Here is a 22149-nt window from a genome sequence, read left to right as displayed (position 1 = left end):
GAGAAGAACGAGCAGGTGGGTCAGAGCGTGGCGCCGCGAAGATCCTCGCCGGGCCAGTAGAGACGCATCGGGTTGTCCACGAGGAGCTTGCGCTGCTGTTCCCCGGTGACTGCGATCTCCGGTATGTGGTCGACCAACAGCCCGTCGTCGGGCATGTGGTCGATCAGGTTGGGATGGGGCCAATCGGTACCCCACAGCACCCGGTCGGGGAACTCCCGCACCGCCCGCCTGGCGAAGGGAACCACGTCGACGTAGGCAGGTGACCGACCGTCCAGCGCGGGTGGACCGGTCACGGTCAGCCGCTCCGGGCAGCTGAGCTTCACCCACACGTCGTGACCGTCGACGAAACGCAGGAACCTGGCGAACTCCGGGCCGTCCACGGGCCGCGTCACGTCCGGCCGCCCCAGATGATCGACGACAAGGGGGACCGGCAGCGAACCGAGGAAACCCTCCAGCTCAGGCAGGTCCGCGCCCTCGAAGTAGACGACGATGTGCCACCCAAGGGGCGCGATCTTCGCGGCGATCAGCGCGAGGTCGTCCTTCGGCGCGGCGTCGACCAGGCGTGTGACGAAATTGAACCGCACCCCACGGACGCCCGCCGCATCCAGCTCTCGTAGCTGCTGGTCGGAGACGTCCGGGCGCACCGTCGCGATGCCGCGCGCCCGCCCGCCCGACGCGTGCACCGCATCGACCATCGCGCTGTTGTCCGCGCCGTGGCAGGTGGCCTGGACGATCACGTTGCGGGCGACGCCGAGGTGGTCGCGCAGCGCGAACAGCTGCTCCTTGCCCGCGTCACAGGGCGTGTACTTGCGCTCGGGAGCGTAGGGGAAGACATCGCCAGGGCCGAAGACATGGCAGTGGGCGTCGACCGCACCGGCCGGCAGCGTGAAGGCTGGTCTGGACGGAGCGGGGTGGTAGCCCAACCAGCCCGGAGTCGGGGCGAACCGAGAGCTCATCGAGTCACCTTCAGCGGTTCACTCATCGCGGTGTCTGCCTCTCGAATCGACTCTGACATCAGCCTCAACATGGTGGCTCCTCGAGGTCGTGGTCTCACCGTGACTCATCGCGCCATTATTGTCAACAATCTTGGCGCGATAATAGGAACCGATGCGGATGCCGTGTCGTGGTGATGCTTCGACGCACGCCCTCGCCCCCGCAGGCCGTCGTCCCGCGAGTCGGGAGTCTGAGCACACCGGTTCGGGCATGTCAGCACTTCGGGTCACGGGTGCTGAAACCCGCGACTCGGTGTGCCTACATCCCCGACTCGCGGGTGACAGGCGGGCGGCGACCGTCCGCGCCGTGGACTGAGCCTGGAACCGCGGCTCACGCGTCGGCGGTCTCCGTATTGATCCGATGTCCACTCAGGATCGCTTGACTAGTGACGGCGCCGTGAACCTCAGGGGAGCCTTGCGGTGTCCACCCTGTCAGCCCCGCCGGACGGTAACGATCCTGGCGGGGCTGACGTGGCCCCGGGGCCGGGCGACTCTGCCGGACCGCCACCACCAGATGTGTCGGTCGAGCCCGCCCTGAACGGGGGCCTTACAGTGCGTTTCCTGCCACAGCACCGCCTGCCGGTACGCCGCCCCATGGGGCGCCCACCCCGGAACGTCGGATCTCGATCAAGTTCACCAGACCCAGAGCACAGTGAGGTGTCGCGGAAATGATTTCCCTACCCTGGGTGATTACCGGTGGGCGAGCACAGCTCGCCGCCCGTCTGGACCGGCCTGATAGTGCACCGAGGGCACAGGCGTTGTTCGCACACTGCTTCACCTGCAGTAAGGACAGCTTGGCCGCGAGCCGGATCACTCGAGGTCTGGTCTCGCACGGAATCGGTGTACTACGAGTCGACTTCACCGGCTTGGGCGAGTCCGAAGGAGGAACGGAAGAATCGTCCTTCTGCGGCGACGTCACCGACCTCGTCATCGCCGCGGATCGGCTCCGCGAGGACGGCCACGCCCCCGAGATACTTGTCGGCCACTCGTTGGGCGGCGCCGCCGCATTGGCGGCGGCCGCCCGGATTCCGGAGGTCCGCGTGGTGGTCACCATCGGAGCACCGTTCTCACCGGCGCACGTCCTCGAGCTCCTCGGCAAGAACCGGAGTGCGCTCGAACGTGACGGGGAGGCGACGATCGACATCGGCGGACGGCCCATCCGACTTCGTCGGGAGTTCCTCGACGAACTCGAACAGCTCTCCCCCGACTATCTCGGACAGATCGACCGGCCGACACTGGTGCTGCACGCGACCGGCGACACCATTGTCCCGAACACAGACGCCTTACGGATCGTGGAGGCCATCGGGCCCCGAGCGGCGCTGATACCGCTGGAAGGTGCGGATCATCTCCTCTCCCGCAGCTCCGATGCCGATCGCGTGACCCAACTCATCGACACCTGGGCCTCGCCCTATCTACCCGACACTGCGCCGTCCGACGACGAGCGCCCCGAGCCCGGGACCGTCGTCGTCACCGAGATCGAGGCCGCTGGGTACGCCCAGGACATCTCCACCGCCCGTCACCGGTGGCGCGCCGACGAACCCACCCCCGTCGGTTCTGACTCCGGTCCGGACCCCTATCAGCTTCTGCTCTCGGCGTTGGGGGCCTGTACCGCGATGACGATTCGCATGTATGCGAATCGCAAAGGGATACCGCTGGAGCACGTCAAGGCCACCCTCACCCATGACCGGCTACATGCCCGCGACTGTGAAGACTGCGAGAGCCGGACCGGTCACGTGGATCGGATCGTGCGCGAGATCAGCCTCGAGGGGCCGCTCGACGACGCTCAACGCGCCAGGCTGCTGGCCATCGCGGATCGTTGTCCGGTACACCGCACCCTGCAATCGGAAGTCGTGATCGAGACAGACGAGGTCTAGCTGTGCCTCGGGAGCTCGGTGGGGGATGTCTGTGCGCGCGGGAGGCTCCAATGCCACTCCAGCGTCATGACCTCTTCGAAAGCACCGAACATCTCTTCCAGCTCGTCGCCCCCGATCTCCGGATCATCGGGCGTTCGGCCACCCGTCTCCGCCGTCAGGCCCTGCACGTCGAGGGAACTCAGCGGTACAGCCTCGGCTTCATGCGACGGCTGATACGGCGCACCGAAGTACAGAAGTATGTCCGACGGCCGTACAGCCCACCGCCGTGTTCGGCGATTCACAACAGATGGCGCGTGGGCTGAGGCGCGCTCGTCGTTGATCAGCACAATGGCAATGCCGACCACTACAGCACCCGCCGAAGCGAGCAACATCACGACGGTACGTGGGCTGACGACCCACACTAGCTCTGATAAGAGATGCATGCTCGCTGCTTCGTAGGTGAGGGCCATCATCCTTGCCGAGTGGCGATCTCGGCGACCATTCGTTACGACACGATCGCTTCGGGGTCGCTTGCACTCGGGCCGGCGCTACACCAGGCCGGCGAAATACATACTGGCGCCCGATCATCGACACAGGGTCAACGAATCCACTGGCTCGGCTCGCCGACAAGCGGCAGCGTGCCCGGCACGCTCAACCGCCTCGACGCACTCGTTCCGAACACGCGCTCGAGGACAGCGTGACGGCCGGGGAATCCAGGCTACGAGTCGGGCGCTGCACGCCCAGCTGGCCGTGGAGCACCCGACTTGCGCACTCGATTCAGGTGAGAGCCTGTCTACGAGCTGCGTCCCTCGCCCTGAGGTACGTAACCCTCGACGCGGGCGAAAGCTGCGTACAGCTCTGGAACTACTCGGTCAGCGGCCTTTGAATTCGGGCGTCGATCCGGTGAGGAATGCTTCCTGCCCAGCCAGCCAGTCTTCGGACTTGCACAGGAAGCTGAACGTCTCGGTTTCGAACGGAATGTTCTCCTCGAGCGGTCGACCCAGTCCCCGGAGGATTGCCTGCTTTGCCGCACGTACCGCTAGCGGTCCGTTGGCCGCAATACGCTCGGCAGTTCCGACAGCGGTGGCGAGCAGCTCGTCAGCCGGCACAATCTGCGTGACGAAACCGATTCGAAGTGCCTCCTCAGCGTCATAGATTCGACCGGTGAGGATCAGCTCCATCGCTCGCCCGAGCCCCACGATGCGCGGGAGTCGCGAACAGCCCCCGTCTCCAGGCATCAACCCCCATCTAATCTCCTGGTGCCCGAATCGGGCTTCGGGAACGCAGATTCGGATATCACAGAACTCGGCGAGTTCATGCCCTCCGGCGATGCACGATCCGTTGATCGCGGCAATCACCGGCGTGTGGAACTGGTATCCGCCCGATATTCCACCCCATCCCGGCCCTTCGTAGGCGCGTCGACGGTTCTCCTCGTCGGATGCGTCTCGGATCGACGGAATGAGCTTCTTCAGATCGGCCCCGGCCGAGAAAGCCTCACCCGCGCCGGTAAGGACGACCGCTCGAATCTCTCTGTCCCTCTTGATCAGGTCCCACGTCTCGATGAGCGCGGCGGACAGATCGGGATCGAACGCGTTTCGCTGCTCCGGCCGATTAAGGGTCACCAGTGCGATATTTCCACGCCGTTCGAACAAAACAAGATTGTCGTTCACCAGCTACTCCTATTCACATCGATCAAGTTCGGCAGACGTCCGAGAGTCCGCACACAACCGCACCGCACCCGCTCAGGCGGTCATACCGCCGATCTGCCCGCCACTCACTGTCAAGACATGCCCGTTCACATAGTCGGAAGCCGGGGAAGCCAACCAGGCAGCGGCACTCGCCACCTCGTCCACCGTTCCGACCCGACCCATGGGGTTCGTCGCCACAGCGAGATCCCGTACCTCGGGCCTGATCCCCAGAACGTGCGTATCGCCGGCAACAGATATTTCTCCCGCATCGTCCGACGTGGACGTCAGGCGCGTATCGATAAAGCCCGGCGCAACCGCGTTGACATTGATTCGAAGCGGCCCCCATTCTTTCGCCAGCGCTTTCGTCAGAGCAATGGTCGCGCCCTTCGCCGCCGAGTAGTTCGCCTGGCCGGACTGCCCCATGAGACCGGACAGCGATACGACGTTGACGACCTTGCGATGCGAAGCGGACCCACTACGAGAATCCTGCTTCGCCGCCGCACGCATGGGACCGGCCGCCGCCCTCAAGATTCGGAACGGGGCGATCGTATGTATGTCCAACATCGCCTGGAACTGCCTATCCGACATCTTATGAAGTGGACCGTCCCAGGTGTAACCTGCGTTGTTGACGACGATGTCGAGCCGTCCGTAGGCCTCCAGGGCTATCCGGACCACCTCGTCTCCCGAGTCGGGCTGTGTCAAGTCGACCTCCACAGGATTCACCGGCCCCTGGAAGTGACCATCGCCTTCGGCCAACGGCGCAAGGTCCAGATCCACCGGCACCACCGAAGCACCCCATGCGGACAATCGAACCGCGATGGCCCGACCGATACCCCGCGCAGCGCCCGTGACAATCGCTACCTGACCTTCCAGACACTTTTCGCTCACCACGATCTCCAGCTTTCTGTACCGACCAGCACTGAACTTATTTACCGCAAACCTCGCCCGGAGCGGACCAATCGCTGTTCTCGACCCGCGCTAGCGCACATCTCGGGCGTGTTGCCCGAGCCGCCCTTTCATGACCTTCCCCATGGAGCTCTTGGGAAGTTCTTCCATCACCTGAACGCGGGCCGGAACTTTGATCTTCGACAGCTTCTGCTGACAGAAATCCAACACAGCGCGCTCGGTCACGTCTCCTGACACGTACGCGACCGGAACCTCGCCCTTGTACTCATGCGGTTCACCCACGACCGCCACCTCGGTGACTCCGGGGACCGCTCGGATCACCGCCTCGATCTCCGCGGGCGCGACGTTGTAACCCGAGACGATGATGAGGTCCTTGATCCGATCCACGTACTCGAGGAAGCCGTTCCGGTTGATCAGCCCCGCGTCACCGGTCCTCACCCAGCCATCAGGCTGGAAGGTGATCGCGGTTTCGTCCGGCTTGCCGAGATAGCCTCGCGACACCTGCATACCTCGGAACTCGATCTCACCGACCTCATCACGCCCTACCACGTCGCGCGACACGTTCACGACGCGCATCTCCCCCACGACCGGTACGCCGACGGTGTTCAGATCGGTACGCCCGGGCAGCGCGTTGTACGTACCGAGGCTGTTGAGTTCGCTCATCCCCCAGCCTGATCGCATGACCAGACCGGTCGCCGCCTTCCAGCGCCGTGCCAGGTCCTTCGGAACCGGCGCGGCACCGGTGGCGCAGATCTCGATGCCGGCCAGGTCGTAACCGTCGAGGCCATGGGCCAGCAGAGCCGCGAAAAGGGTCGGCGGGCCGAACAGGACGTTGACTCGTTCCTCGGTTATACAGGCGAGCGCGTCGGATGGATCGAAAAGCGGTCGGGGCACGACCACCCCGCCCCGGGCGAATACCGGCAATGAGTACACGAAGAACCCACCGGTGTGGAACATCGGCATGGGCGAATAGGTCACCGGCGTGGTGGTCGTCACCATTGCGAGAGTATGCGTGAGAGCGTTGTGAATCATGTTGTAATGAGTCTGCATAACTCCCTTCGGGCGGCCCGTGGTACCCGAGGTATAGACGATCTGACCTAACTCCGTGCGAACGTCGGCGTCGCTCGATTCGCGGATCGGCTCGACGCTCCGCATCGCTTCCAGCAGTGGCGTCGCGCTCGATCCGGTCCCCCCGTGGGGCTTCCACCAGTCGTGGAGTGAGCCATAGGGCTGGAAAGTCGGGTCGGCGAGATCGCCAAGGGTCGTGCTCAGGACGTGAGTAGGCCTGACCTCCGGCGGGAGGCCCTCGACCAACGGCAGGAAGTGATCCAGACACACAATTGCGTTCGCACCTGCATCGGCCAGCTGGTAGGACAGCTCGTCGGCTCGATACATCACGTTCACTCCGCAATGCACAGCTCCGAGACGGGCGAGAGCGAAGAACACCACCCAGTGCATCGCGGAGGTGGGCACCATGACGGCCACCACGTCGCCTTTGCCGACACCCTGGGCTCGGAGGACGCCCGCGGCACGGCCGATCAGGTCCTCGAAATCGGCATAGCTGAGCGTACGACCGAGATAACGGAGTGCCGGACTGTTCGGCGACTTCTCCGCCTGTCGGCGTACAAGCTGGTCGACGGTCTGTTCCGGGATCTCCGGGAACTCACCGACCCAGCTCGGGTCGAACGCAACGTAGGCATCCTCGTCGCCGTACTCAGCCGCTTCCTCGAGCCAAGCCTCCGGGTAACCCAGCCCACGCATGAGCCGCACCGTATCGTTCCACATACAACGGACCGTAAAGTTTCCGACTGTCCGTGTCTACATCTGACGTGACGTTGCAGAGTGACGTACCTCTCCCCGCCTCCGGAGCCCGCCTGCCGAGGTTCCCAGGGTGCAACGGAAAGGGTTCCGAGATGATCAACGACCCCATCGCGGGGTTCCAACCCTCGATTGATCCGTCTTCGGACAATCCGCCTCCAGAACCGCCGATCTACAAGACCACGAACACCGGCCTTCGCGTAGCTCTGACAGTGATCACCGGAGGCATGTGGGGTCTGTTCATTTGGTGGCCCTTGCACGCGATACAGAAGAAACAGAACGCCGGCAAGGTCGTCCGGTACAACGCAGCGCTGTCGGAGTATCGGCACGCCGCGTGGACTCAGAGGTACGGTAAGCCGTAGCTGGTGCGAAGGCCCCTCTCCCTAGAATCCTAGAGAGAGGGGGCTTTTGTGTAGCCGCTCGTAACAGGCGGCGCCCGTCGTGTCTACCAAATCGGAAGTTCGTTCGCGATCGCAAACCCTTTCTGAGGAAACACTGTCACGGTCATCAGTCCTGTCTACGGTCAACGCATCCAGTTGAGCTAGACCCCAGGGGGAACAGATGCGCCAACTAAGTGCGCTCCTAGCAGTCCTAGTCGCTGTTGCGGTTACAATTATATCCGCCCCAACCGCGATGGCGGCCGAACCAGTGCAGGGACACGCTCCGGTTCTGGCGGCACGTGCTGAGTGCGGCATGACAGTGCAGGCCTTCCGCAGAACTGGGCAACCTATCGATAGATGGGTCGTACGCATTACCGGTCCTGAGCTTTACACGATTATCTACCCCGCTCGAAGCGGCATAGCTGACATCTCTATCGATGACGCTGACGGCAGAGAGTCGTTCACCAAGCCATTCGACGAATTCAGTCCTCTCAACGCGGTCGTGACCGTAAATGGCCCCGAAGTAACGATCACGGTTAATGTCACCGCTAGGCCACCCAATGGAAACGCGTGTGACAAAAGGATGGTGCTCAAGCACCTCTGACATTGACTCAAGGTTGAGCCGGTAGACTCTGCGTATTCGAGAACGAACTGTAGGGGTGGACAGTAAATGGGCTACGACCCAAGCTTTACCCAGCGACGTCTCGCCGAGTTGAAAGCTGTGTTCGAGATCGACAATGCGTCGGACGTTGTGGATCCGAGCGCCGATCAGCTGAAGCAGAGCACTGCGACTCTGATGGACGTGCTGTGGGGTCTACGTCAGTTGAGCGGTGATCTGTCCGCCCACGCAACGGCGCTTGCTACCGGTTCGAACGGCGATCCGAAGGTGGCTGCCGCACTTCCTCACCAAGATGAGTTGATTGAAAACATCATGGCGGCTTGGAGCAACGCAGCCAAGATTCACCAAGCTCTGCAAGACCCAAGCAAGAGCAAACTCGTCGATCCCTCAGAGATCGAGGACGATGGCGGTGAGTGGGTCCGGGCGGACTAGCTCGGCGTACGAGCAGGTTGAACAACAAAACACCCCCTCCCTGGGAAATCAGGTGAGGGGGCTTTTTGTGTCTCACGTACACCCGGCCCCCGAGGGGTGGAAGGCGACCTCGGGGGCCGGGCTAACCCGCTTGGTGTCTAAGCGGGAGCTTTAGGTCTGGACGATGCGGGGACGCGCCAGTTCGCGGCGTACGCGCCAGTCCAGCCAGCAGGCTTCACAACGCTGACCGGAGGGAGGCTCTTCTGTCTCATCTCCGGCCAGCCGCCCACACGCAGTTCGGTTGTCCGATGCGTCGATGGCCAGCTGAGCATGAATCTGGAGACTGCCTTTGACCTTGACGTACGTCAGAGCGCTCACCAGCTGGCTCCCTCCGCTACGTAGGGGCGGACTCGTCGGGGGCGGCCTTGTACATGGGCACCCTCAGGCAATCGCCGTGTGCAGGTCTGGCACTCCTCTCGGCCCATGGTCAGAACGTCATTAGTCGGCAGGACCGTGGCTCCACACGCCGCGCGGTATCCGGCGCGTGCTCTGTCCATATACATCTGTCGGACCAAGACATCAGAGACACAGTGATCAAGACCGTCTGTGTTAGAAGTGATAACTGTGTAGTTCATCGGCGCAGGCACGACGCGTCCCCCTCGCTATATGACTCAGCGGCATGCACCGGCGAGTACGCTTCACCCCGAGAGCATTGCCAAGACCGTACCATGCAACGTTGCATGGAGAAAAGGAGACTCTGTTGATTACTCCGCCTACTCCACCCTTGCGTTGGATTCTCGGCGTGGAGCTGGCGCGAGCGCGGGCTGAGTCCAAGCTGTCGATGACCAAGGCCGCTGCGCTAGTGGGCGTGACGAAGGCGAAGATCGCCAACATCGAGCTTGGCCGTCAGACGCCAAGCGCGGAAGACATCCGGCGCCTACTTACCGTGTACGGCGCAGAGCAGCGGAGCATCCTGAGGCTCACAGCGCTCGCAAAGCGCACGGAGGAGGCGAACTGGTGGACGACACGATCTAACGCCGTTCCTCGTTGGTTCACGATCTTTGCCGGCCTGGAGCGTCTCGCCGACCGCGAGTTCGTGTACGAGCCGCACCTAGTGCCGGGCTTGCTTCAGACTCCTGAATACGCGGCTGCGGTGACAGCTGAGTCTCTGATGGTCCGGGCTGACAGGCACGAGGACGTGGTGAAGTTCCGGGAAGCTCGCGGCAAGCGGCTGACTGACCCCGATGGACCGTTGACGCTGCACTGCATCACTACGAAGTGGGCGCTTGAAATGGCCATCGGTACGCCCGATATGCGTCGCGCCCAGCTGGAGCACCTGGTCAAGATGGCTTCCTTGCCTACGGTGACCATCCAGATTCTGCGCCCGGAGGACGGCACGCACGCAGTTCACGCCACGGGTGCCTTCGTCATTCTGGAGATCGATTCAGTTAGCAAGCTTGCGTACGTCGAGATGCTGGACGACGCGGTGTATCTGACAGACCGCGCGCGGGTGGCCACTTACCAGGCAGGGGCCAACGACTTGCAGCGCGTCGCGCTGAGTCCTGCCCGGTCCCTTGATCTCGTTCACCGTATGATTGCGGACCTATGACACTGGGAGGTGCACGATGGACCTTGAGTTGATCTCACCGTGGCGGGTCAGCAGCTACAGCGGCAACGACGGTAACTGCGTCGAGGTCGCGGCCAGCACTGCCGGTGTACTGGTTCGTGACACCAAAGACCGGCAGGGCGGCATGCTCGGCTTCGGCCAGAAGGAGTGGAAGGCCTTCCTGGCTGGTGTCAACGTGAGCAACACCGACGTCAACTGAACTAGCTGTACTCCAAGGACGCCCCTGGCCCTTAATGGGCCCGGGGCATTCTTGTGTTTTAAGGGGCACTGCTCAGCTACTTCGATGCGGGCAGCCTCGTAGATCGACTAGCTTGGTTGCAGGAACCAGCAGGACACGGCCCAGTCGGCTGTGCGCGGTCCCAACGTCAAGGCTAGCTCGTCCCGCAGGACCTTCATGGCGTCGTGGAAACGCCTTCGGTACCGGGTCTGAGACCGACGACCAGGAGGTATCGAAGATCCGCCGGGCCTCGGCGGCGAGCACCGCCCACGACTTGTGCTCTTCGAGCGTATGTTCGAGTATCTCCGGAGTTTGGCACGCTCGGCCGGAGGGCTCCAGGTTCTCAGCACAAGATCGTCAGGTACGAACAAGTTCTCGGCGATGACGGTATCGCTGCCCGTGCCCCTCATCCCCGCCATGTCCCAGGTGTCTTCGACAGTCACGGCCGCGACCGGCGTGAACGCCATGGCTCGCTGGGGTGTACCCCCACCAGCCGGCTCGGCCTGAACGTCGAGACCGACCCAGTCGGCATGGCGGATCCCGGACACCCAGGACCACCGGCCATCCACGGTGACCCCACCCGGGACCCGGCGCGCCCGCCGCGGAACCCCGAGCGCCCCACTGATGATCACATCCGGCGAACCGGCCCAGATCTGGGCACGAGCGTCGTCGCCCAGCCGCCCGGCCAGCGTGCTCCCGGCCCCGTGGACCGCGGTCACCCACGCCGTCGATGCGCATCCACGCCCGAGCTCCGCGCACGCCGCGATCATCGTGCGCAGTCCGGCGCCGTGTCCGCCGAGTGCGCGCGGCACAGCGAGCCTCAGCAGTCCTGCCTCGCGCAACGCGACGAGATTCGCTTCCGGGATCCGTCGATCGGTGTCCGCGCTGCCGGCGTTGGCGGCCAACAAAGGCACCAGCGACGCGGCCGCGGCCGCCGACTCCCGACCGTGGGGGTCGAGCCGCTCGCCCAGGATTGCTTCCCATCGACTCGCCATTCAAGAACCGTCTTCTTGTGCCAGATGGCCGGTCGGCCCGTGTCCGAGGCAGACAACTCGCAAGCCGAGAGGACGCGGCGTCCGGTGGTGACTCACCAGGTCACCGGGAGCGAGTCAAGGCCGCGAAAGTACGGGTTCGCGGACCAGTCCGGCTCTCCCCCGTGTATCAGCCTCAGATCCGGGAGACGCTCGAAGAGAACTCGAACTGCTGTGGCGATCTCGCCCCGGGCCATCGCGGCTCCGGGACAGGCGTGAAGACCATGACCGAACGCCAGATGACCAGGACGAGATTTGCGTCCGAACTCCAGAGCGTCAGCATTGGGGAAAACCGCTTCGTCCCGGCCCGCGGAGCCGAACATCAACAGGACCATGGCGCCGGCCCTCAGCGACGCTCCGCCGAACTCGACAGGGCGAGTCACCGAACGGAACAGCCCTCGGTGAGGAGCTTCGAGTCGCAGTGACTCTTCCACGATCGTGCGCGTCACGCCGGGAGACCCGGCGGCTGCTTCGCGCCGGGCGGCTGTGTTCTGAAGCATCAACAGGGCGGTCGTCGATATCGCGTTGCAGCTCGTAGCAAATCCTGCCAACCTCGCTGATCCCCGAATAATGCTGTGTATCTTGCCATCGGAGATCGGCGGGTTGTCACGCGTTCCATGAATCAAGTCAGAGATCATGTCGTCTTCCGGATGTTTCCGGCGGCGCTCGATGAGATCCTGGATGTAGAGCGTGTACTCCGCCACGGAATGAGCCGCATCGACCCTTGCTCCTACCGGGGCGCCCGCATTGCACACGGTGACAAAATCGTCCGTCCAAACCGCGACTCGTCCAGCGTCCTCGTCTGGGAACCCTATCAACTCGTCGATAGCAGCACGAGCGACAGGCACCGCGTACTGCGCGACGAGGTCCGCTTCTCGATCAGCGAACTGGTCGATCGCGTCGTGAGCTCTCGCCTCGACGGATCGCATTATCTTGCGTAGTCGCGAGGGCGTCAGTGCGGTCTCGAATGCCCGGCGAGATCGTTCATGCTCGGCGCCGGACTCATTGACGATGAACCCTTCTTCCGGTACCTGATGACGACTGAGAACATGTACCACTTCAGGCGGACCGTCGTACATTCGCGGCACCGACGCCGACGACGAGAAGGTCTCGGTGTCACGGAGAATCGCGACGATGTCGGAATACCTGGTAACCAGATACGCACCCATGGTCTCGCTGTAGAACACGGGTCGACCACGCGCCATCTCGTAGAACTTTTCAGGTGATGCGCGGTACGGCGATATCGACGGATTGAAATCATCGTCAAGATCTGCGACCATATTCCCAGCTCTCTGTCGCGAGTCCTAGCGGACTACTTTGCCGCGAACCCGGCATCGACCGGCAGGGTGACGCCCGTGACGTAACGGCCCTCGTCTGACACCAGCCAAGCGATCGCGTTGCTGATATCCACTGGCTCGACCATGGGTACGGGCAACAGGTTCACCCAGGTCTCAGCCACCGCCGGGTTCGCGGCGCTCCACTTCTCCATCGCCTCGTTGACTGCCATCGGCGTGTTCACCACCGCTGGATGCACACTGTTCACACGAATATTGTGCGGCGCGAGCCAATGGCAGAACGCTCGCATCAAACCGACGATGGCATGCTTGCTGGCGATATACCCGCTGATCGAGCCACCACCGTCGCCGTTTCGCCCGCTGAGACCGAGTGCGGAACTCGTCAGGACGACAGACCCACCTTCACCAGCCTCGATCATGAGTGGCGCGGCCGCACGCACGGTGTTCCAGGTCCCGAGCAGGTTGACCTCGACGACCTCGCGGAACATCAAGTCCTGGTCCACATCCGGATCCATGTTCGTCGAGATACCGGCATTCGCCACGACGACGTGCAGCCCTCCCAGCTCCGCGGCGCCGTGCTCGACGACCTTCTTCAACGCCGCGACATCTCGTACATCGACCTCAGCATGGACAATACGTCTGTCCAGAGCCTCGACCTCGGCCACCGTCTGCGCCATATCTTCGGGACTGGCCATGGAATACGCCACCGTGTCCATCTGGCGGCAGATGTCGACAGCGATGATGTCGGCGCCTTCTTGCGCGAACCGCACCGCATGACTACGGCCCTGCCCGCGCGCCGCACCGGTAATCAGACACACTTTCCCCGAAAGCTTGCCCACACCTTCCCCTTTCCTGATACCAAGATCCCGCGATGTGCTTTCACACTGCGGCACAGTGAACCTTCACGATTGGACACCAGGATGATCGACAGCAACTCAACGGATTAACCGTGAAATGAATGCCGACGAGTTCAATCTCGCTACACGCCACGGCCCCTGCCGGTTCGCCCACGACTCGATTCGAGCCATCGCTCGCATCCAGACAGACTCATGTCGAGCCCACAAGTATTAATCTAGTCATACATAAAGACTAAATGGCCTCGCAGGCAGGTCGAGCTAGACTCGTTGTCAGTCGACCCGCAGCTCCTCCGACGTCCATGCCCTTCGCGCTTCGGCGGCCGGACCGTCACCATCCGCCTCCACGAGACACGCGCTTGACGTGCAAGTACCCTGTAGTGACCCATCAGTCACGAGGCGAGTGCCTGGCCGCCGCCCGACCGAAGGTCTCACCCTTCTACGCTCCCCCACGCATGACACGGCAGAGCGATAATATTTCTGGACTACTTTGTGGCCGGCTCGAGCCCGCCGCGACCACACCTAGCGGAGGAGTTGGGCCATGGAGCCGACCGGCGGCCGAGACAGGCCCGAGGATGGAGCGCGGGACCTGGGCCGAGATTCTGTGGGCCAGGAGTCAGGGGCTGAGCTCGCGTCGAGCACCGAGCCGAACGCCGCACTCGACCGCGCGCGCACCAACGTCGCGTTCGCAACCATCGTGCTGGGCATACTGCTGGCCGCGCTGGACCAAACCATCGTGTCCACTGCTCTTCCGACCATCGTCGCCGATCTCAGCGGCGTCGACCACATGGCCTGGGTGATCACCGCCTACCTGCTCACCGAAACCATCGCCATCGTGTTGGCCGGCAAGTTCGGCGACCTCTACGGTCGCAAGCTGGTGTTCCAGCTGTCCTGCGCGCTGTTCGCCATCGGTTCGTTCTTCTGCGGGTTCGCCGACAGCATGAGCTGGTTGATCGCCATGCGGGCGGTGCAGGGCATCGGGGCCGGCGGGCTGACCGTGACGGCGACCGCATTGACCGCGGACATCATCCCCATGCGTGAACGCGGGCGCTACCAGGGAGCACTCGGCGCGGTGTTCGGAGTGATCACTGTCGTCGGCCCGCTGCTCGGCGGGCTGTTCACCGACCATCTGTCCTGGCGATGGGCGTTCTACGTCAACGTACCGATCGCGGTCGCCGTCATCCTGGTGGCGATGCGCACGTTGCCCTCTGTGCCGACCAAGGTCAAACCGCTGATCGACTACCCGGGCATCGTGATCATCTCGGTCGGCGCGACCACCCTGTCGCTCGCCACCAGTTGGGGTGGCAGCACCTACCCGTGGACCTCACCGACGATCATCGGGCTGTTCGCTGCTTCAGTGGCAGCGATCGGATTGTTCGTGGTGGCGGAACGACGCGCCGCGGAGCCCATGCTGCCGTTACGGTTGTTCACCGGCCCTGTCTTCGCACTCGCCAGCGCAATCAGCTTCGTGGTCGGCTTCGCCATGCTCGGCGCGGTGACCTTCCTGCCCACGTTCTTGCAGTACGTGCAAGGTGTGAGCGCCACCTCGTCCGGACTGCGCACGCTGCCGATGGTGATCGGCCTCCTGGTCACCTCGACGCTCGCGGGCATGACGGTGAGCCGCACCGGAAGGTACCGCCCGTTCCCGATCGTGGGCAGCGCTGTGATGGCACTGGGCTTGTTCCTGCTCTCGCGGATGGATGCCCAGACATCGGTGTGGGTGACCTCGGTGTACATGCTCGTGTTCGGAGCGGGCGTCGGCTCGTCCATGCAGATTCTGACGATCGTCGTTCAGAACACCGCGAACTATCGCGACCTCGGCGTAGCGACCTCCGGAGTGACGTTCTTCCGGACCTTGGGCAGCTCGTTCGGCGCTTCGGTGTTCGGCACCATCTACGCCAGCCACCTGACCGACAACATGGCGGGTGCACTGGCCGCCGTGCCCGGGCTCAGTGCGGACACCATCAGCTCACCGGCGGCGGTTCACGCCTTGCCCGCCGACCAGGCGGCGCCCATCGTCGATGCGTACGCAAGCACCGTGCAGTCGCTGTTCCTCGCGGGCGTCCCGGTCGCGCTGCTGGCCCTGGTTCTCTCGTTGTTCCTCAAACAGATCCCGATGTGCGACGCGGTGCGTGCGGGAGCAACCGATGTGGGTGCCGGATTCGCCATGCCCGACGCTCGCGCGTCCTACGAGCTACTCGAGCAGGCGATCGCTCGAGTCCTGGGCAAGGAAGGGCGGGCCGCGGCGCCGGGCATACTCGCGGCAGCCCACACGGACCTGGACGTGGCGAGCGCCTGGTGTCTCACCCAGGTGCACCTGCGCATCCACCTGATGGGCCAGGCGACTCTCGCCGGCATAGCGGAACAGTTCAGAGTGCCAGGTCCAGTACTGTGGCCGGCGTTCGCCCGAGCCGTCACCCTCGGATATCTGACGGTCGACGACGCCCGGATCTCATTGACCATGGCCGGGGAACGAGAGATTCACAAGGTCATCGATCAGTGGACTGCCTGGCTCGGGGCGCAACTGTCCGGCTGGCTCGACGACGGTTCACCCAGCCCGGAGGAGCTCAGCTCGGCGCTCGACCACATGGCTCGTCGAATGATCGCCCAGGACACTGGAGCCGTCACGAACCCCGCCTAGGAGAATAACGATCGTTCTACCGGGCCGGCGACAGCTTGCTGAACGTCAGCCCATTCCTCCTGTGGCATAGAGGACCTCGCCCGTGAGCCAGCGCGCATCGTCGGAAGCCAAGAAGGCCACGACCGGGGCGATATCGTCGACCTGGCCGATCCGGCCCAGCGCGGCGGCCTGTTCTGCCCAGGATCGGCTGGCACCCTCAAGAAATCCGCCCGACCGCGTTCCCTCGGTCTCCACCAGTCCGGGGTTGACAGTATTGACGCGGATTCCACGCGGGCCCAGTTCGCGAGCCAGTACGCGACTGAAGATATCGACAGCACCCTTGGTGGCGCTGTAAAGGGAGCTCTGTGGCGGCGTCATCTTCGTAGAACCCGAGCTGATATTGATGATGCTCGCTCCACGCTCGAGATATTTCAGCGCAGCCTGCGTTAACAGGAATATTCCCAGTACATTGGCGTCGAACAGGCGTCGATATAGCTCCTCGGACGATTCCTCAATGCTGGCGTACGCGACGATCCCTCCATTATTCACGACGATATCCAGGTGCCCGAACCGGTCGATCGCCGCAGCGACCAGGGCCGCCGCCTCGACTTTTCGGGAAATGTCGGCACGCATCGCACACGCCTGCCCACCCGCCGCCGTAATGTCTCGCACGACCTGATCTGCGGCTTCTTTCCTCGAGAAATAGTGAGCCACCACGGCGACGCCTTCGCCCGCTAGAGTCTTCGCTATCTCAGCACCGATTCCCCTGGAGGCGCCAGTGACGATGGCAACCTTCCCGCCGAGCTTCTTCAACTAAGACCCCTAGTCGTGTTGTAGCGAGATGCTAGATGCCCGCGGCCCAGCTGCGCGAGGGAGCCGCCGTTGATTCGGCCGAACTTCACGGTCTCAAGCAATCCCGACCCACCTCGTCGATACGCATTCGTTGGCATAGGGCGCTCAATCCCGGTCCTGGAGACAGTCCCAAGTCATCGTCAAGCCGTTGACTCACCGAGCGAAAACTTGCCAATGCATCATTGGTTCGCCCAGCACTGTGCTGAGCTGACATCAACAGCTCCCACATTCGCTCATGGTATGGATCAGCCGCCACGGCCTCTTCCAGCTCCTCGATTGCCCTGGCGAAGTTCCCCAGCTCGATCTCGATCGCCAGCCACTCTTCCAATGCGCTGGACCGCAGTTGCTCCAGCCAACGGATCCGGCCGTAGAAGTAGCACGCCGTGGACCCGAAGGCGCCAGTAGAGCCATCGATTCCGCTCAACGGGCATCCACGCCACAGACCGAGTCCGTCCTGAAGCCACCGAGCCGCCGAGACCAACTCCCCGCATCGTCGATCCATACGAGCCCGGGTCAGGTAACCACGAAACAGGTCGATGTCCACCGCTGACCGGTCAACCACGAGCCGGTAGCCATCACCGTAGGCTTCCAACCGTAGGTTGCTCGCGCCCTCGACCGTTTCCGCGAATGTCGAGCGGATACGTGAAATATATGTTCGCACGGTTCCGGCCGCCGCAATCGGGACACGGGCGCCCCACAACATTTCGATGATCGAGTCCAGAGCCACTGATCTGCCGTCGTGTAACAGCAGCATGGCCAACACGGCACGTTGCTGCGGGCTACCGGTCCGTACCTCCCGATTCCCCACCCAAGCCCGGACCGGGCCTAGCAGCTGGAACCTCACTGCGTCTGCCATCACCCCGTACCCCTTCCCATGTCGAACACCGCTCAGATTCACGCTTGGAGCCTCAAATATCTTTACGCGCCGGCCGATACCTGAGATCGGCGTTGCGTCGATAAGGAGAATGAATCAGACAAGTCAGTTCCGGCGAAGGCCGGCCAGGCAAACCACAACAGACCAGACTGAGACCGGTCAAGCAATTGAAAGGCGGGAAATATGACACTAGCCAGCGCCACGATGCGCCTTCACAACCGAATCAACGACCGCCGACTAATTGATCGACTGGCGGCCCACTATGGCACCAATGCAGCCGACAGCGCCCGCTTGGCAAGATGAATCGCGGCCGAGAACTGCGACCGACCGCCCGTTCTACGCTTAATTTCTTCAACTTGGATGACACCTACCACAACCCCCCAGAGCACGTCAGCCAGAGGTCCGACTGCCACGTCCCGAACCAGTCCCTGGCAGATGGCACCTTCCAGAGCAGCTCGGGCCAGCCGGAAGTCCGTTCGCCCTTGCCGATCGAGCGCATCCAGCGCCGCCGAGTTCAATGACTCGACAAGTCGACTCTGGTGCAGCAGCTGGGTGAGCCTGAACCCGTCCGGATCGTCTCGGTACGGCACAAGCAGCGCCTCGATGAAGTCAGCAATGAAATCGTCGCGATCGTGGTATGTGCCGGCGGCAACTCGGCTCACTACTCTTTCCAGCTGCTCTCCGATCTCGATGAAGATCGGAAGCATCAACTGCAGCAACAGTTCGTCTTTCGTGCGGAAGTAGCCGTAGAGTGTCGGCTTCGCGATGTCCGCGCTCAGCGCGATCTCCTCCATCGTCGCGCTCACGAACCCGCGCGATACAAAGGTTTCACGTGCGGCGGCAAGGATGCTCGCCCGTCGAGCATCACGCGTGCGCTCATGCCTTTGCCGGACTGTCGGCAATACCTCAGTGCGGGACATGGCTGCTCTGCCGGAGCGTCCGTTCCCTGGCCGACCTGTCGACGAGTGAGCCACTCGACGGCGATGCCCGGGATCTCGTCGAGCCGTATCGGTACGAACGCCGCGTCAGCGTGATGGTGAGGGACTCCGGCCGTTTCGGCGCCGCGCAGAACCGAGCGACGCGGCGACAAGGACCCGATCCTTCGTACATACAACACATCGTAAAGTAACCGACTCATCGTTGGCTACCTGCCTCGATGTCCGACTCTGTGACGTGCGGCGCACCACCGCCGTGATGAGGCGTGTCGCATGAGTCGGGCCACTTCCCACCCCGCCCGAACGGAGGCAGCGAAGTTCTCGGAGCGGCGCCGATGGCGCGCAGCGGGCCGACAGTCGATGTCCGGTCAGACCGATCCAGCGAGCCGAGCCGCCGCACGATTGGCGACCGAGGAACACTCGCCGAGCTCCGCGTGCAACTCGTCGTCGACTTCGAAGTCCAGCGCATCGCGCACAGCTCCCCATTGTTCGTCCGAACTCGGCACGACGGCCGTCGCGGTTACGTTCGGATGAGAGCGCAGCCAGGCGAGCGTCAGTCCCTCGATTCCAATCCGGGACACCCGTGAGAGCAGCCTCAACCGGGGTGCTCGACGGTACAGTTCGGACGCATAAGTCCGACTCGTCACGGATGGGATCGCCACGTAACCGAGTTCCTCGGCCGCCACGAATGACAACATTTCTCGTTCATCGTGACGGTCAAGCAAGTCGAACCTGTTCTGGACGAATTCAATCCTCGGCAGGCCATGGGTCATGGAGGCTTCAAGGAGCCGTTCCACCGTCCGCACATCGACATGGGAGCAACCGAACGCCCGTACCAGTCCCGCCTCCCGCGCCGCCGCGAACGCACACAGCATCTCCTCGACGGGCGCGACAGGGTCCGGGGCGTGCACCACATACAGATCGATCGGGCCAAGCCGTTGAAGGCTCCGTACGAGCTGTCGTGCGATGTGCCCCCGAGACAGGCCGCGCCCGGCTACGGCTCGGTAGCCGGCTCGGACCGCGGTTTGTACGACCACGCCCCTCGGACGCACCCGGGTCACCCAGTCGCCGACCGCGCGTTCATCCGGTCCCGCGCCTCGGCAGCCTCCCGCATCAAAAACGCGAATTCCCATGTCATACGCTCTGCTGAGGCGCTGAATACCGTCCGACGCAACACCGCCGGCTCCCGCGGCCTTGACCGCGCGGTTCGCATCGCACGATGAGTGGGCTCCGAAGAAAAACTCAGAGACCCCGACTCCGGACCGCCCCAGCATTTTTCTCTGCAATTCTTGCAGCCACCTTTGCGATTATCCAGCGCGAGCGCGAGCGCGAGATGTGGCGAAAGGATAGTGCCGGGTGCTTGACAATCTGTTGACGTATTATGAGCAACCGAGCGACAGCATCTCGACGCTACTCAGGCGAATACTGATCGGTGCTCACCGCGACGGCGTCCACCGGCCGCGAGATCAACTCGGCCGCGCGTTCGGCTATGGCGTAGACCGTGGCGTTGGTGTTGGCCGAGACCGGAGCCGGCATGACCGATGCGTCGACGACTCGCAGCCCGGAGACACCTCGTACCCGCAGCGCGAGGTCGACCACCGCCATCGCGTCGGTACCCATTCGGCACGTGCCCGCGTAATGGAAGTAGGTAGCGAGACTGCGTCGAAGATAATCGTGGATTTCTCGGCGGTCGAGTGTGCCCGGCCGGGGCTGCACCTGTTCGCGTCGCCACTCGTCGAAGGCGGGGCTGGCGCCGAACTCCCGGGCGGTGTCGAGCCCCGCTGCCATGACATCGAGGTCACGTCGTTCCTGGTAGTAGCCGGCCTCGATGAGCAGGCTCCGACGCCCGGACGACCCCGTGTGGGCGGGGGCCAGTCGCACCGAGCCCCGGCTTCGGGGAAGCATCAGGGCAATCATGATGTTGTAACCGGCGCCGCGGTCCGGACCAGGCAGAGTACGCGACACCATCGGCGTGATCGCGGTGAACATCTGCAGATCGGGCATCGTCGAGTCGGGCAGTGCCCGCAGCAGGCCCTTGATCTCGCCGCCCCCATTGCTGTCCGGCGCGGCGGGAGGCACCGGGCGAGCGGACCGGTACACCACTCCCGACATCGGATGGTCGTGGAGGTTAGCACCGACCCCTGGCCGGTCGTGGAGTGTCGGCACACCCGCCACCTGTAGCTGCTTCGCCGGCCCGATTCCCGAGCTGAGCAGGAGCGCGGGCGACCCGAGTGCACCAGCCGCGAGCACCACCTCCCTCTCGGCATAGACCCGGCGCGTTCCATCCGACTCGGACCGCCCTGGTGGTTCCGTCGCCACGTGAGCCTCGGAGGGGCGATACCGGACTCCGGTGCACCTGTCGTCCTCGAGCAGCAGGTGTTCCACCACGGAATCCGTGATCACGGTGAGATTGGGTCTGGTCAGGGCGGGTCCGAGGTAGGCGTGGACCGCGCTCTGCCGCTGCTGGCCGACGATGTTCAGGTCGCAATAGCCGAACCCTTCCTCGACCCCGTTGTTCGGGTCGGAGACCACCGGGTAACCGAGCTCTTCGGCTGCTGCCAGTGCCGCCCGGGACAGCGGGTGCGGTGTCGCCACCGGCGCTGGTGTCAGTGGCCCCTCGGTCCCCCGTAAGCGGGGGTCTCGTCCCACGAAAGCCTCACTGCGACGAAAGAACGGCAGGAGATCGTCGAAGCCCCAGCCCTCGGCGCCACCCGCCGCCCAGGCGTCGTAACTGGAGCGGTGCCCGCGCAGGAACGACGTGGCGTTGATCATCGACGATCCGCCCAACCCGCGTCCGCCCGGCCATGTCATCGTGGAACCTGTTCCGGCGAACGGCAGAGCCTGATCCGCCCAGTCCATGGACGAACCCTGTAGCTGGGGCCACGCGCTGGGCACCTTCGACTCCGGCAACGGCTCGCGCCCACCGGCTTCCACGAGCAACACCCGGACGTCCGGGGCCTCCGACAGCCGCGCCGCCAGAACGCAACCAGCTGTTCCGGCGCCGACCACCACATAGTCGTAACGCTCCGACATCACAGGCCCCTTCCCCGCGAGACCGTCTTCCCGCGGGGTCAGTCGACCAGAGCCGGATGGACACCTCGTCGACACGGAACGCCGGCGGCGTCGCAGTCCCGGAACGGACGGCCACGAGCCGGCCGCGCCTCCATCCTCATCTGG

Annotated in this window: 18 protein-coding genes; 5 read left to right on the top strand and 13 right to left on the bottom strand. The window is 63.7% G+C overall.

Going from position 1 to position 22149, the window contains the following annotated elements; translation table 11 throughout:
• Nucleotides 1-20: 20 nt before the first annotated feature.
• Nucleotides 21-956 carry an amidohydrolase family protein gene (locus G406_RS0108740; RefSeq protein ID WP_028933528.1) on the bottom strand — a complete coding sequence of 312 codons (936 nt, stop codon included), beginning with the start codon at nucleotides 954-956 and terminating at the stop codon, nucleotides 21-23.
• Nucleotides 957-1660: 704 nt separating this feature from the next.
• On the opposite strand from G406_RS0108740, the gene G406_RS0108735 reads away from it, so the two are divergent.
• A complete protein-coding gene (locus G406_RS0108735) occupies nucleotides 1661-2866 on the top strand; it encodes a bifunctional alpha/beta hydrolase/OsmC family protein (RefSeq protein WP_037075770.1) in 1206 nt (401 codons plus the stop codon).
• On the opposite strand, the gene G406_RS0108730 is transcribed toward G406_RS0108735, so the two are convergent.
• From G406_RS0108730 to G406_RS0108715, 4 genes are all read right to left on the bottom strand, one after another.
• The gene (locus G406_RS0108730) at nucleotides 2863-3318 is read right to left on the bottom strand and encodes a hypothetical protein (protein ID WP_028933526.1); all 456 of its coding nucleotides are present in this window, start codon (nucleotides 3316-3318) and stop codon (nucleotides 2863-2865) included. The two genes, G406_RS0108735 and G406_RS0108730, sit on opposite strands and share 4 nt — an antisense overlap.
• A 399-nt stretch (nucleotides 3319-3717) precedes the next feature.
• On the bottom strand, nucleotides 3718-4515 hold the full coding sequence (locus G406_RS0108725) for an enoyl-CoA hydratase/isomerase family protein (protein WP_037075769.1): 798 nt from the start codon (nucleotides 4513-4515) through the stop codon (nucleotides 3718-3720).
• Between the two features lie 72 nt (nucleotides 4516-4587).
• The gene (locus G406_RS0108720; protein ID WP_211241082.1) at nucleotides 4588-5424 is read right to left on the bottom strand and encodes an SDR family NAD(P)-dependent oxidoreductase; all 837 of its coding nucleotides are present in this window, start codon (nucleotides 5422-5424) and stop codon (nucleotides 4588-4590) included.
• Nucleotides 5425-5511: 87 nt separating this feature from the next.
• On the bottom strand, nucleotides 5512-7224 hold the full coding sequence (locus tag G406_RS0108715) for a class I adenylate-forming enzyme family protein (RefSeq protein WP_084215888.1): 1713 nt from the start codon (nucleotides 7222-7224) through the stop codon (nucleotides 5512-5514).
• Nucleotides 7225-8307: 1083 nt separating this feature from the next.
• On the opposite strand from G406_RS0108715, the gene G406_RS0108705 reads away from it, so the two are divergent.
• From G406_RS0108705 to G406_RS0108695, 3 genes are all read left to right on the top strand, one after another.
• On the top strand, nucleotides 8308-8688 hold the full coding sequence (locus G406_RS0108705; protein ID WP_028933521.1) for a hypothetical protein: 381 nt from the start codon (nucleotides 8308-8310) through the stop codon (nucleotides 8686-8688).
• Between the two features lie 781 nt (nucleotides 8689-9469).
• Nucleotides 9470-10276 (top strand): helix-turn-helix domain-containing protein, encoded by an 807-nt coding sequence (locus G406_RS0108700; RefSeq protein WP_051341840.1) that lies wholly within the window; start codon nucleotides 9470-9472, stop codon nucleotides 10274-10276.
• Between the two features lie 16 nt (nucleotides 10277-10292).
• Entirely contained in the window at nucleotides 10293-10493 is a 201-nt protein-coding gene (locus tag G406_RS0108695) for a DUF397 domain-containing protein (protein WP_028933519.1), read from the top strand.
• A gap of 107 nt (nucleotides 10494-10600) precedes the next feature.
• On the opposite strand, the gene G406_RS45630 is transcribed toward G406_RS0108695, so the two are convergent.
• The 3 genes from G406_RS45630 to G406_RS0108680 form a co-directional block, all read right to left on the bottom strand.
• Nucleotides 10601-11506, bottom strand: coding sequence for an acyl-CoA dehydrogenase family protein (locus tag G406_RS45630; RefSeq protein ID WP_051341839.1), 906 nt, complete (start codon nucleotides 11504-11506; stop codon nucleotides 10601-10603).
• A 92-nt stretch (nucleotides 11507-11598) separates the two neighbouring features.
• The gene (locus G406_RS0108685) at nucleotides 11599-12822 is read right to left on the bottom strand and encodes a cytochrome P450 (protein ID WP_028933518.1); all 1224 of its coding nucleotides are present in this window, start codon (nucleotides 12820-12822) and stop codon (nucleotides 11599-11601) included.
• A 32-nt stretch (nucleotides 12823-12854) separates the two neighbouring features.
• Nucleotides 12855-13676, bottom strand: a complete 822-nt coding sequence (locus tag G406_RS0108680; RefSeq protein ID WP_028933517.1) for a mycofactocin-coupled SDR family oxidoreductase — start codon at nucleotides 13674-13676, stop codon at nucleotides 12855-12857.
• A gap of 556 nt (nucleotides 13677-14232) precedes the next feature.
• Between G406_RS0108680 and G406_RS0108675 the strand changes: the two genes are divergently transcribed.
• Nucleotides 14233-16332: an MDR family MFS transporter gene (locus tag G406_RS0108675; protein ID WP_084215886.1), complete on the top strand. Its 2100-nt coding sequence runs from the start codon at nucleotides 14233-14235 to the stop codon at nucleotides 16330-16332.
• 45 nt (nucleotides 16333-16377) lie between these two features.
• Here G406_RS0108675 and G406_RS0108670 read toward each other — a convergent pair whose 3' ends face one another.
• The 5 genes from G406_RS0108670 to G406_RS45615 form a co-directional block, all read right to left on the bottom strand.
• Nucleotides 16378-17124, bottom strand: coding sequence for a glucose 1-dehydrogenase (locus tag G406_RS0108670; protein ID WP_028933515.1), 747 nt, complete (start codon nucleotides 17122-17124; stop codon nucleotides 16378-16380).
• Between the two features lie 85 nt (nucleotides 17125-17209).
• Nucleotides 17210-18019, bottom strand: coding sequence for an AfsR/SARP family transcriptional regulator (locus G406_RS45625; protein WP_064742882.1), 810 nt, complete (start codon nucleotides 18017-18019; stop codon nucleotides 17210-17212).
• Between the two features lie 278 nt (nucleotides 18020-18297).
• Nucleotides 18298-18957 carry a TetR/AcrR family transcriptional regulator gene (locus G406_RS53770; protein WP_084215885.1) on the bottom strand — a complete coding sequence of 220 codons (660 nt, stop codon included), beginning with the start codon at nucleotides 18955-18957 and terminating at the stop codon, nucleotides 18298-18300.
• A 383-nt stretch (nucleotides 18958-19340) separates the two neighbouring features.
• Nucleotides 19341-20246 carry an aldo/keto reductase gene (locus tag G406_RS55505; protein WP_084215884.1) on the bottom strand — a complete coding sequence of 302 codons (906 nt, stop codon included), beginning with the start codon at nucleotides 20244-20246 and terminating at the stop codon, nucleotides 19341-19343.
• Between the two features lie 136 nt (nucleotides 20247-20382).
• Entirely contained in the window at nucleotides 20383-22005 is a 1623-nt protein-coding gene (locus G406_RS45615) for a GMC family oxidoreductase (RefSeq protein ID WP_051341881.1), read from the bottom strand.
• Nucleotides 22006-22149: the final 144 nt, after the last annotated feature.

The organism is Actinospineispora spinosispora DSM 44797, from assembly GCF_000429025.1.
GTDB classification, from domain to species: Bacteria; Actinomycetota; Actinomycetes; order Mycobacteriales; family Pseudonocardiaceae; genus Pseudonocardia; species Pseudonocardia spinosispora.
Note: the sequence above shows the minus strand (reverse complement) of the source record. Positions and strands in the feature narration are given on the sequence as shown.